The organism is Ewingella sp. CoE-038-23 (assembly GCF_040419245.1).
GTDB lineage: Bacteria > Pseudomonadota > Gammaproteobacteria > Enterobacterales > Enterobacteriaceae > Ewingella > Ewingella allii.
This window is the reverse complement of the sequence record NZ_JAZHOH010000004.1, coordinates 88,402-100,521: the sequence shown is the minus strand read 5'-3', so window position 1 is coordinate 100,521 and position 12,120 is coordinate 88,402. Positions and strand designations below refer to the sequence as shown.

Annotated in this window: 11 protein-coding genes; 4 read left to right on the top strand and 7 right to left on the bottom strand. The window is 54.0% G+C overall.

The annotated features are described in order from the left end of the window. Nucleotides 1-3 precede the first annotated feature (3 nt). The 4 genes from V2154_RS24655 to katE all read right to left on the bottom strand — a co-directional run bounded on the left by V2154_RS24655 (nucleotide 4) and on the right by katE (nucleotide 4,793). Nucleotides 4-531: a DedA family protein gene (locus V2154_RS24655; RefSeq protein WP_353504417.1), complete on the bottom strand. Its 528-nt coding sequence runs from the start codon at nucleotides 529-531 to the stop codon at nucleotides 4-6. Nucleotides 532-589: 58 nt separating this feature from the next. After that, nucleotides 590-1,372: a tyrosine-protein phosphatase gene (locus tag V2154_RS24650; protein WP_353504416.1), complete on the bottom strand. Its 783-nt coding sequence runs from the start codon at nucleotides 1,370-1,372 to the stop codon at nucleotides 590-592. 105 nt (nucleotides 1,373-1,477) lie between these two features. Beyond that, nucleotides 1,478-2,239 (bottom strand): uridine phosphorylase, encoded by a 762-nt coding sequence (gene udp / locus V2154_RS24645; protein ID WP_185688811.1) that lies wholly within the window; start codon nucleotides 2,237-2,239, stop codon nucleotides 1,478-1,480. Nucleotides 2,240-2,516: 277 nt separating this feature from the next. Further along, nucleotides 2,517-4,793, bottom strand: a complete 2,277-nt coding sequence (gene katE, locus V2154_RS24640) for a catalase HPII (RefSeq protein WP_353504415.1) — start codon at nucleotides 4,791-4,793, stop codon at nucleotides 2,517-2,519. 181 nt (nucleotides 4,794-4,974) lie between these two features. Between katE and V2154_RS24635 the strand changes: the two genes are divergently transcribed. After that, on the top strand, nucleotides 4,975-5,814 hold the full coding sequence (locus tag V2154_RS24635) for a dienelactone hydrolase family protein (RefSeq protein ID WP_353504414.1): 840 nt from the start codon (nucleotides 4,975-4,977) through the stop codon (nucleotides 5,812-5,814). 55 nt (nucleotides 5,815-5,869) lie between these two features. Here V2154_RS24635 and budC read toward each other — a convergent pair whose 3' ends face one another. Both budC and metE read right to left on the bottom strand, forming a co-directional pair. Then, on the bottom strand, nucleotides 5,870-6,634 hold the full coding sequence (budC, locus tag V2154_RS24630) for a meso-2,3-butanediol dehydrogenase (protein ID WP_353504413.1): 765 nt from the start codon (nucleotides 6,632-6,634) through the stop codon (nucleotides 5,870-5,872). Between the two features lie 157 nt (nucleotides 6,635-6,791). Next, entirely contained in the window at nucleotides 6,792-9,068 is a 2,277-nt protein-coding gene (gene metE / locus V2154_RS24625) for a 5-methyltetrahydropteroyltriglutamate--homocysteine S-methyltransferase (RefSeq protein WP_353504412.1), read from the bottom strand. Between the two features lie 103 nt (nucleotides 9,069-9,171). Between metE and metR the strand changes: the two genes are divergently transcribed. After that, a complete protein-coding gene (gene metR / locus V2154_RS24620; protein WP_353504411.1) occupies nucleotides 9,172-10,125 on the top strand; it encodes an HTH-type transcriptional regulator MetR in 954 nt (317 codons plus the stop codon). Here metR and V2154_RS24615 read toward each other — a convergent pair. Next, nucleotides 10,013-10,912, bottom strand: a complete 900-nt coding sequence (locus V2154_RS24615; protein ID WP_353504410.1) for a carboxylate/amino acid/amine transporter — start codon at nucleotides 10,910-10,912, stop codon at nucleotides 10,013-10,015. The two genes, metR and V2154_RS24615, sit on opposite strands and share 113 nt — an antisense overlap. Nucleotides 10,913-11,112: 200 nt before the next feature. Here V2154_RS24615 and V2154_RS24610 point away from each other — a divergent pair, with 200 nt between their 5' ends. Beyond that, complete coding sequence (locus V2154_RS24610) at nucleotides 11,113-11,412, top strand: DUF2756 domain-containing protein (RefSeq protein ID WP_353504409.1); 300 nt, start codon at nucleotides 11,113-11,115, stop codon at nucleotides 11,410-11,412. A 186-nt stretch (nucleotides 11,413-11,598) separates the two neighbouring features. Beyond that, nucleotides 11,599-12,111, top strand: a complete 513-nt coding sequence (locus tag V2154_RS24605) for a hypothetical protein (RefSeq protein WP_353504408.1) — start codon at nucleotides 11,599-11,601, stop codon at nucleotides 12,109-12,111. The last annotated feature ends 9 nt before the right edge of the window (nucleotides 12,112-12,120 follow it).

The following is a 12,120-nucleotide window of genomic DNA, read 5'->3' as shown; positions in this document are numbered from 1 at the left end:
GGATTAGAACCAGTGACTGAGCCACTGGATGCCAAAAGCGCCCGGCGCCAGCACGCCAAAGGCCCAAATCAGTGCTGATGAAATGTTGGCGATTTGGAAATAACGTTGCGGCATGCCGCAAATTCCCGCCACCAGCGGCACCACGGCGCGCAGTGGTCCGAAGAAGCGGCCAATAAAGGCCCCCGGCATACCCCACTTTTCAAAGAAGGCGTGCCCGCGTACCAGCATTTGCGGGTGTTTGGAGAAGGGCCAGAAGTTGCCGACGCGATCCTGAAAATGTGCGCCAACCCAATACGAGAGCCAATCGCCGAAGAAAGCACCGGCGGCCGCAGCTGCCCAAATCGGCCAGAATGGGATGCCGCTTTCGCCAATCAGCGCCCCAAGCCCGAGCAAAATCACCGTGGCAGGCAAAAGCAGTGAGAGGAAGGCCAATGACTCACCGAATGCCAGAAAGAAGACAATGGGTATGGCCCACGGCTCGTGCGCCCGAACAAACTCAGTAGTGAGGTGGATTACGTCATTAATGGTCAAAGGGCTTCCTTGTGAGTATCGTCAGGCAATATCAATAATATCAGCAAAATAGAGGCAGTTACTCGAGATAACGGTCGCGCAGGTTCTGGCGCAACTCAGCCGTTAATCCGTACTCTTTCTCTAACCAAAGGTCGGTTGAGCCATAGAGGTCATCAATGGATTTTAACGCCGTGTCCATAAACGCTTCCCGCACGGAGAGGACATAACCGAACTTCTCCAGCGCCTTGTCATTCAGTTTTATCGACATTTTGTTGAGCATGTAGGTGCGGAAAGGCGTGAGGGTGGTTTCTGTCAGCAGATAATCTTCCAGCACCGTGTTGCGATCGGCCCCCAGCGCGAACAGCACCAGCGCCGAGCCTATGCCCGTGCGATCTTTACCCACGGCGCAGTGCTGAACAATCGCGCCGCCGTTTGGCTGGGTCAGCAGGGTTGCCAACTGCTGATAAGCCGGATTATTAAAAGGCAAGCGACGATACAGCTCGAGCATAAAGGTTTCAGGGTCGAAGGCGTCGATGGTCTGCTGGGTCAAATGTTCGAGGTTGGCGCTCACTTCGTGACTCAGAGGGTTGGCGGGCGCGTGGTGATACTGGACACCTTGCCAAAGCACGTCGGGCTTGGCCGCCACTTCGTCGGCGTCGCGATAGTCGAGAATATGGGCCACCGGCACCTTGCTTAAGAAGTCGCAATCTTTCGGCGTGAGTGAGTCGAGGGAGCCTGAACGATAGAGCCAGCCGCGCTTGATGCGTCGGCCATCGGCAGCCGTGTTGCCGCCAAGTTCGCGAAAGTTAATGCCTCCCTCAAGAGGAGTCAGCGAAGGATGAAGCAGGATAGTTGCTGTCATAACAGGCCCTTTTGTTGGAATTTTTCTTCCCAGACCTTAACAGATTCGGTTTATAAGATAAAAAAATGGGCCGCCGAAGCAGCCCATAGAAATGTTACATTTCGCTTAGATCAGGCGACGTGCAGCTTCAACAACGATTTTAACCGCGTGGCTCTCGGTCTTTTTCATGGTTTCAGCATTTGGGATCTCTTGCTGAGTACGGTTGACGATAACGCCCGCCACCATACCGGCACGTAAGCCCTGACTTGCACACATGGTCAGCAAGGTGGCTGATTCCATTTCGTAGTTCATCACGCCCATCTCCTGCCACTCTTTCATCGACTCTTTAAAGCGACGAACCACGCGGCCGGAGTAGGTGTCGTAACGTTCCTGACCCGGATAGAAGGTGTCAGAAGAAGCCGTCACGCCAATGTGAGGTTCAGCGCCCACTTCTTTGGCTGCTGCCACCAGCGCAGTGGTACAGGCGAAATCAGCCACCGCTGGGAATTCCATTGGTGCAAAGTGCAGGCTCGCGCCATCAAGACGGACAGCCGCGGTAGTCACCAGTACGTCACCGACATTGATGTGTGGCTGAATGGCACCCGTAGTCCCGACACGCAGGAAAGTACGGATACCCAGCTGGGCCAACTCTTCAACCGCGATAGAAGTGGATGGGCCACCGATACCAGTAGAACACACGATCACTGACTTGCCATCCAGCTCGGCACGCCATGAAGTAAATTCGCGATGAGAAGCCAGACGCACAGGGTTCTCCATCAGGTTGGCGATTCTTTCAACGCGCTCAGGGTCACCTGGGACGATTGCCAAGGTAGCGCCATTCAAATCTTTTTTGGTCAGGCCAAGGTGGAAAACATCAGATTGAGACATAACAAACTCCTCTTATTTAAGGTCATCTTTTCGCAGGAGGACACCCAGCTACTCTACCGTTCATTGTGACGCTTTTTCGTGACAAAGGTCACTTTGATGTAATAACCAAAACATCGCATACATTAAAAATGTGATTAAAATCACATTAGAGAGCTGATTTGATGATTTTTCAAACGGCGTCAGACACTGCATCCAGACAAACAATTAAGGCATTGGCGTTAGCCGCCAATGCCTTGTCCTTGTAAAACAGAGAGTATAGAGATCTTAATGCTAGAAATCAGGCTGGAACGCTTTCAGCCTTAGCACTTCTGGACCAAATGCGGTGTTTTGCCATCTCTTGCAGGAAGCTTTTTAGTAACGCCCCCTCGGCTTTATTCGCTTCTACTATCCCCTCTTCCGCCGCCTTATCTTCAAGACCCAGCAAAGGTTTGAAGCGACGAGCATCACCACTTAAACCAATGACTTTCAGGTGCTTATAAGCCTCGAGGACATAATGGCGCGCATCACCACTCATCAGCAGCGCATCAATATGACCATGTGGCACCAGCACGGCGTCAACGGTAATGGACGGCGAACCGGCAAAAGTGGCATCAATCGGCAAGGTTGAGCCATCGTCCGCAACAATATTGCCTAAGTGACTGGCTAACAGTTTCGGATGTACGCCCTTGGCCTGAAGAGCCTGCAACGCATTGAGCACGTCGGCGGCATTCACGCCGTCGCTGAGCAGAATCGCCACCTGACGCCCTTTGATCACCCCTTTGCCACTGGCATACAGGCTGAGCGATTCATCCTTGGTCAAACCATTAACCGGCTTCGGCGGCTGAGTCTTCAACGCGTCGTCAGACAGCGCGATACCCAGATTTTTCGCCACTTTTTGTGCCAGCGTGACATCAATGCGGGTCAGCAAATCGACCACGCGTTCGCGAATATAAGGCCGGGCCACTTTGGATAACTCAAAGGAGAACGCCGCGACAATGTGATCCTGCTCGGTTGGCGTCTGGCTAAGCCAGAACAGGCGCGGCTGTGAGTAAAACTCGGCAAAGGATTCGCTGCGCTGGCGCACTTTGTCGCCATCGACTCGCTCATGGTAGCTCTCAAAACCGCCACCTTTAGCCGCCGGAGGGGTTTCGCGCGGCCAGTTGTCATTGAGTGAATTCGGCTCGTAGTTGGCCGGATTGGTATCAATGTCCTGCCGATGCATGCCGTCGCGCTGGAAGTTGTGGTACGGGCAGGTCGGGCGGTTAATCGGGATTTCGTGGAAATTCGGCCCGCCAAGTCGGCTGATTTGGGTGTCGGTGTAAGAGAACAGACGCCCTTGCAGCAGTGGGTCATTACTGAAATCGATGCCCGGCACTACGTGGCCTGGGTGGAAAGCCACCTGCTCGGTTTCCGCAAAGTAGTTGTCCGGGTTGCGGTTGAGCACCATTTTGCCGACGATTTCGACTGGCACCAGCTTCTCAGGGATCAGCTTGGTGGCGTCGAGCAAGTCAAAATCAAATTTGAATTCATCCTCTTCCGGGATCAGCTGCACGCCCAGCTCATACTCTGGGTAATCCCCGGCTTCAATGGCTTCCCACAGATCACGGCGATGGAAATCAGCGTCTTTCCCCGCCAGCTTCTGCGCCTCATCCCACAGTAGCGAGGCTTTACCCGCCAGCGGCTTCCAGTGGAATCGCACGAAGGTCGATTTCCCTTCGCCATTGACGAAGCGGAAGGTGTGAATGCCAAAGCCTTCCATGGTGCGATAGCTGCGCGGGATACCGCGATCTGACATCGCCCAGAACACGTTATGCAAGGTTTCAGGTTGCAGAGAGATGTAATCCCAGAAGCTGTCGTGGGCGCTGGCCCCCTGTGGGATTTCGTTGTGCGGCTCGGGTTTAACCGCGTGGACGAAATCGGGGAATTTGTGCGCATCCTGAATAAAGAACACCGGCGTGTTATTGCCGACTAAGTCATAGACGCCTTCTTCGGTATAGAACTTAGTGGCCCAGCCGCGAATATCGCGCACTGAATCCGCCGAGCCGCGCGAGCCTTGTACCGTGGAGAAACGGACAAAAACCGGCGTTTTCTTATTAGGATCGGAGAGGAAATCCGCCTTGGTGACATCGGCAAGGCTGCGATAAGGCTGGAAATAGCCGTGAGCCGCCGCGCCGCGCGCGTGAACGATACGCTCGGGGATGCGTTCGTGGTCAAAATGGGTGATTTTCTCGCGCAGGATAAAGTCTTCGAGCAGCGTCGGCCCGCGCGAACCTGCGGTTAATGAGTTCTGATCGTCAGAGATTTTGGTGCCTTGGTTGGTGGTCAGGGCACGCTTTTCACCATTCTTACGGTGGACTTCAAGGGAATCTAATTTTGCGTTGCTGTTCTCAGGGCTTTTGGCACTGCCGGGAGCAGTGGGTTCTTTTCCTGGCGGTGTAGGTTTAGCGCTGGGCTTCTGTGAGCCGTCAGCCGGGGCAAGGCTTCCTAGACCGGGTTGTGTAGATTCAATGCCCGTGGCGGGGGCGCGGCTGACCTGTTTCTTCTCACTCTTTTTATTAGATGTAGATTTCGACATTGAACATGACTCCTCTTGTTTCGGCTTCTATTCGTTCGGGATTTGTGAGCACCTGTCTTGAGACTTTTTTTGCTCAATCTCTAACTATAGGATATGTCTAGTACCTTGCCGTCGTAGGTTTGCAGCTATAGTTTAAAAACAATAGCGCCACTCATTAGATAAGAAATGCATGGAGACCGAGATGAAGAACGACGATTTACCTGTACCCACTCCACAAGTAAAACAGGCTCCAACAAGCTTCGCACCTGCCGTAACTCCCGTGGCCAGCACCACGCTACACACAGATACTGAAGGGCTGCACGCCGGGCAAACCACTATTCCCTCTCAAGGAGAGGACATGCCGGCCTATCTGGCGCGCCCGGAAAACTACACCGGAAAATTACCTATCGTGCTGGTGGTACAAGAAATTTTTGGCGTCCACGAGCACATTCAAGATATTTGCCGCCGACTGGCGAAACAGGGCTATATGGCGATCGCGCCTGAGCTTTATTTCCGTCAGGGCGACCCGCGTGACTACACCGAGGTCAGCGATATTATCAGTAAAGTGGTCGGCAAAGTGCCGGACAAACAGGTGCTGGCTGACCTCGACCACACCGCGCACTGGGCCACTCAGCACGGCGGCGACAAGTCAAAACTGGCGATCACCGGCTTCTGCTGGGGCGGTCGCATCACTTGGCTGTATGCCGCACACAACCCGCAGCTGAAAGCCGGCGTGGCGTGGTACGGCAAGCTGGTGGGCGATAAAACCCTGACAAGCCCGAGCCATCCGGTTGATAAAGCAGTGGATTTGAGTGCGCCAGTGCTGGGCCTCTACGGCGGCGCGGATGCGGGTATTCCACTCGAAAGCGTAGAAACCATGCGTCAGGCATTGCGCGCGGCAAACGCCACGGCTGAAATCGTGGTCTATCCAGAAGCAGGTCACGCTTTCCATGCTGACTATCGCCCAAGCTACGACGCAGAAGCCGCCGCCGATGGCTGGCAGCGTATGTTGCAGTGGTTCGCGCAATACGGAATCAAGTAAAACGTGGGAAGGGCTGCCCGCCGGACAGCCCTATTAACCAGATTAAGTCACCTGATTAAGCCTGCTGCGGCTGGCCGTTGGAGGCCATCAGGCCACCATCGACCGGCAGGTTAACCCCGGTAACAAAGCGCGCATCGTGGCTTGCCAGGAAGGCAATCACGTCGGCAATCTCTTCTGGCTCGGCGCCGCGCCCCATCGGAATGCGTTCTGCAAATTTATCCAACAGCGGCTGGTTGTCTTTAATGTCTTCAGCCATATCGGTAAAGGTCAGCGACGGACATACCGCATTGACCCGCACGCCGTCTTTGCCGTGGTCCATCGCAATTGAGCGCGTGAAGTTGCTCACCCCGCCTTTCGCCGCATTATAGAAGCTCATGCCCCAGTCGCCGCCCATGCCCGAGACCGACGAAATATTCACAATATTGCCCCTGCTCTTAATAAGCGCTGGCATGAAGAAGCGGGTGCAGTAAAAGACGCCGCTGAGATCGATTTCAATCACCTTATGCCAGTCTTCGAGGCTGGCCTCGGTGACTTTACCCTGCGCCACCACGCCCGCGCCGTTGACCAACACGTCAACCCGGCCAAATTTATCGTTGATAACCGCCGCCATGCGCTCGACGTCCTGCGCTTTCGACACGTCGGCGATATGAATGTAGTACTGCGTGCTGCTCAATGACTGGGCGACTTTTTCCAGCTTCTCTTTGGTGCGCCCGACCAGCACCACAATCGCACCCTCACTGGCAAAACGCCTTGCCGTTGCTGCCCCCATACCTGAACCAGCCCCGGTCACGACGACAACTTTGTCTGTGAATCTGCTCATTGTTCTCTCCTTGGTTAGTCTCAGTAAAGTCTTTACTAAGCCTAGCGGGGAATAAGGGAAAACGAGCGAAAACGGCGGATTTTGGGAGCATTCCGGCCCATAAAAAAGGAGCACCGGCGTGCTCCTTAACATTCATAGGGACGGTTTTAGTGCCAGATTAGAGCTGCTCGGCGCGCAGGCGTTTTGCCGCTTTCACCATGTTTTCCAGTGACTCGCGGGTTTCGGCCCAGCCACGGGTTTTCAGGCCGCAGTCTGGGTTAACCCACAGCCGCTCGGCCGGAATGCTGTCGGCGGCTTTGCGCAGCAGGTTCTCAATCCACTCGACGCTTGGCACGTTGGGTGAGTGAATGTCGTAAACTCCCGGCCCGATTTCGTTGGGGTAATCGAACTCTTTGAAGGTTTCGATCAGCTCCATATCCGAACGTGAAGTCTCAATGGTTATCACATCCGCATCCAGCGCGGCGATGGAATCCATGATGTCGTTGAACTCGCAGTAACACATATGGGTGTGGATCTGCGTGTCATCTTTGGCAATCGCGGCGTTCAGTTTGAAGGCGTCGACGGCCCAGCGCAGGTAGGCATTCCACTCCGACTGGCGCAGCGGCAGCCCTTCGCGCAGCGCGGGTTCGTCAATCTGGATGATGCCGATACCGGCGTTTTGCAGATCTTCCACTTCGTCGCGCAGCGCCAAACCAATCTGCTTGGCGATGGTTTCGCGGCTGACGTCTTCACGCGGGAAAGACCAGCAGAGAATGGTGATGGGGCCAGTCAGCATGCCTTTCACCGGGCGCTCGGTCAGAGACTGGGCGTACTTGGCCCACTCCACGGTTATTGCCTGCGGGCGGCTAACGTCACCAATAATCACCGGCGGTTTAACGCAGCGGGAACCGTAGCTCTGCACCCAACCGTTTTGGGTGAAGACGAAACCGTCCAGATGCTCACCGAAGTATTCCACCATGTCGTTGCGCTCGGCTTCGCCATGAACCAGCACGTCGATATCCAGACGCTCCTGCTCTTTAATCGCCTGTTTGATGTGCTCGCTGATGCCAGTGCGGTAGTTGGCGTTGTCCAAGCGGCCTTGTTTGAAGTCCAGGCGCAGGCCACGGATTTCAGTAGTTTGTGGGAAAGAGCCAATGGTGGTGGTTGGCCATAAAGGCAGTTTGAAGCGCGCCCGCTGGGCTTCGGCGCGTGTGGTGTACACACTCGGCCGCTCAATGTCTGCGGCAGTGATGGCGGCGACGCGTTGGCCAACGGCGGCGTTGTTCACACGCTTGGAGTCACGGCGGGCGCGGATTGGCGCGCTGTATTGGGCCAGTTTATCCAGCGTCTCTGGTTTAGGGTCATTGAGAGCAGACGCCAGCAGCGCCAGCTCGGCACATTTTTGCAGGCCGAAGGCGAACCAGCTTTTCACTTCTTCATCCAGACGCGTTTCCACGCTCAGGTCGATTGGGCTGTGCAGCAGTGAGCACGAGCTGCCTAGCCAGACATTGCGGCCAGCCACCAGCGGCTTGAGGCGCTCGAACCAGGTGCTCAGGTCGGCGCGCCAAACGTTACGGCCATTGATCACCCCAAGAGAGAGCAGCCACTCTTTTGGCAGTTGGTCAGCCACGGCGGCGAGATCGTCGCGCCCCGCCACGGCGTCGATGTGCAGCCCCTGCACCGGCAGTTGGCGAATGGTATCAATGTTGTGGCCCACGCTGTCGAAATAGGTAGTCAGCAGCAGTTTGGTTTTGCCCTGAAGCTGCTGGTAAGCAGGCTGGTAGGCATCCAGCCAGGCTTTTGGCAGTTCCAGAACCAGCGCGGGTTCGTCGATTTGGACCCACTCGATGCCGCGCTTAGCCAGTTCAGCCAGCACTTGCTGGTAAACCGGCAGAATGTCGTTGATCAGGGAAAGACGGTCAAACTGCTCGCCTTTCACTTTACCCAGCCACAGATAAGTCAGTGGGCCGAGAAGCACGGGTTTTACTTTGTGGCCGAGCGCCAGCGCCTCGTCCACTTCCTCCAACAGTTGGGTCCAGGTCAGTTTGAATTGCTGCCCCTTCACGAATTCAGGGACCATATAGTGGTAGTTGGTATTGAACCATTTGGTCATTTCCGCCGCCGCAGCGGGTTTCCCAGTAGGTGCGCGACCGCGCCCCAGACGGAACAGGGTATCGAGATCGACAGAGCCGTCGGCGTTCTGATGACGCGCTGGCACGTTACCCAGCAGCAGGCTGGTGGTCAGAACGTGGTCGTACCAAGCGAAGTCGCCGACGGGGACCAGATCCACGCCAGCGTCGGCCTGTTGCTTCCAATGACGGGCGCGCAGTTCGCGGCCGGTAGCCAGTAATTCTTGCTGAGTGCTGTTGCCAGCCCAGTAACTCTCTTGTGCTTTTTTCAGTTCACGACGCAGACCGACACGAGGGAAACCGAGGGTATGGTTCAAAATGGTCATCTTTATCTTCCTGTTTAGCCGTCCAGATGTTTACACATCCATAATCCGCAGGTACTGTATATTGCACAAGCGCAAATAATTCATGACACGGTGAAGGACTCTCATGATTGAACTGAAACACCTGCGGACCTTACAAGCTCTACGTAATACCGGGTCGCTGGCCGCTGCCGCCGCGCAGCTACACCAGACACAGTCTGCCTTATCGCATCAGTTCAGCGATTTGGAGCAGCGTCTGGGTTTCCGCCTATTCGTGCGAAAAAGCCAGCCGCTACGCTTTACGCCGCAGGGTGAAATCATGCTTAACTTGGCTGAACAGGTGCTGCCGCAAATCCAGCAGGCGCTACAGGCTTGCAGCGAGCCGCATCAGGCGTCATTGCGTATCGCGATTGAGTGCCATAGCTGCATTCAGTGGCTGACACCGGCACTGGATAACTTCCGCCTGCGCTTCCCCAATGTGCTGATGGATTTCAAATCTGGCGTCACTTTCGACCCGCAGCCCGCGCTACAGCAGGGCGAGCTGGACTTGGTGCTGACCTCCGACATCCTGCCGCGCAGTGGTCTGCACTATTCGCCAATGTTTGATTTTGAAGTGCGTCTGGTGCTAGCGCCGGACCATCCGCTGGCCAAGCAGGCGATTATCACGCCGGAAGATTTAAGTGCGGAAATCCTGATGATCTACCCGGTTCAGCGCCAGCGTCTGGATATCTGGCGTCACTTCCTGGAACCGGCAGGCGTCAGCCCGGCGCTGAAAAGCGTCGATAACACGCTGTTGTTGATTCAGATGGTGTCGGCCCGCATGGGGATTGCCGCGCTGCCCCACTGGGTGGTGGAGAGCTTTGAACGTCAGGGACTGGTGGTCACTAAAACGCTGGGAGATGGCTTGTGGAGCAGGTTGTACGCCGCCGTGCGCGATGGCGAGCAGCGCCAACCTATTGTGGAAGCTTTTATTCGTTCGACCCGGCAGCACGCGTGCGACCATCTGCCGTTTGTCCGTGATGCCCTAAAACCCAACGTCGGTGCACCCACAGTGAAGCCATTATCACTGCCGCACCAATAATAAAGCTCGGCCAGTGCGGCTGCTGTTGCCAAATGGCGAGGTTAACCAGCAGCCCGGCCGGGACGTGGAAGTTGTTCATAATCCCCAGCGTTCCCGCGTCCACCTGCGTCGCGCCGTAGTTCCACATGAAATACCCTAAAGCCGAAGCCCCCACGCCGAGCCAGATCAGAATGCCCCATTGCAGGCCGGTGGTGGGCAGCTTTTGCGGATTGCCCCACAGGAACCACGCCACCACGGCGCAAATCAGCGCGCCGATGTAGAACCATGAAAACGCCGTGTGCTGCGGCATCGGGTGGGTTTCCATCAGGCGTTTATAGCCGACTTGACCAATGGCGAAGCAGATATTCGCCGCCTGCACCAACAGCAGGCCAATGATGAAATGTTCGCTGATATGGTCGTAGCGAATGATAGCCGCGCCGACCACCGCCAGCAGCGCGCACAGGGCATAGCCTTTGCGGATTTTACGCCCGCTGATCAGGTCATAAATCAGCGTCACGTAGAGCGGCGTCATCACCGTGAACAACAGGAATTCCGGCACCGACAGGTACAAATAGGCTTCGAAGCTAATCAAATACATGATGCCGAGCTGCATCGCGCCGACGGCCATGTACATCAGCAGGGTTTTTACCGGATAGCCCTTCCAGCGCAGAAACGGCAAAAACACCAGCGCGGCGAGGCTTAGCCGCACCAGCACGGAAAATACGCTGTCAACCTGACCCGCCAGATAGACGCCGATGAGGCTAAATGAAAAAGCCCACAAAATGGTGGTAATAACGAGTAACGGCACGAAGTTCAGCCTGAAAAAGTAAAAGATAGGCTGATTGTAACGGATGTTGCAAAGTAGAGAACCTTAAAGTGGGTTTACCACTGTGCGTTTATTGACCTAACGAGACCTGACCCACGCTTTGAGCGTTCCGTGCCATGGGGGACCACACAACCCGGTGATATGTCGTAGACTTAAATCATGACTGACTGGAGGATCACCTGATGAAACGTTGTTATGGGCTCGTAGCCGCTATTCCCCTGCTTTTCGCCGTTCAGGCCGCCTCGGCGAACACCGTGTCAGTGCCTGACCGCAACCAACAGCTGCTGAGTAACCCTTCGCAAGAACGGATGCAGCAGCAGCAACAAACCAATTCGCAGATCCAGCAGCAGAAATTGCAGCAAGACCTGCGCAATAACCAGCAGCAGCAACAGCTCAAACTGCGCTCGCAAATTCAAAGCAACCAGCAGCGTCTGCAGACCCAGCAGCTAAATCGTCCGGGCCAGCCGCTGCAGCAGAATTAAGTCAGAGTTTTACCCCGCTGTTTAACGCGGCGGGGCAATTTAATATGACGCCCTACTTCCCCCATCCTGAACGCGTTTCCCTTCCCCCTGTATATAAATACTTTTCCATGCAATTAAGTTATTGATATATTAATCTATTTTCACTAAATTCTTTAGTTTATTTAACTCATAAGGAAATTACAGGAAATGAATAATAAAACTACGTCGAATTATTTTAAAAGAAAAAAAGATCACTATTTTGAATTAGTAAAAAAAGACTATAATCACAATCCTAAAAACGAGGAAATGGAAGCTTTAGATAAACTAAAAAAACATTTCTTTAATTATTTTTTTCATTATGGGATTTTCGCATTAGTATTAAGTTATTTTATTTCTCCACTTTTAAAATATGCAAATCCAATAGCACTCTTCATTGCTGGAGCATTTTTAGGCGGCTCAATAATATCTTCATACAAAGCTATAGTAATAAGCACCGTGAGCCCTTTTATTTCAAAGAAAAGGGCTTTCATTTGGTCCTTCGTACATTTATTAATATTTGCAATTTTATCATTACTTATCCTTTTATCTTGCACACAGGCTGCAACAGAGCATGAAGAATATTGTTTTAATTTGCAGAAAAAAGTCGAATCAGGCTATGAAACAGAGAAAAACAGTACAATTTTTAATAATATGTCATGCCGAATACAGCCAATTAATTAAAGAATAAGT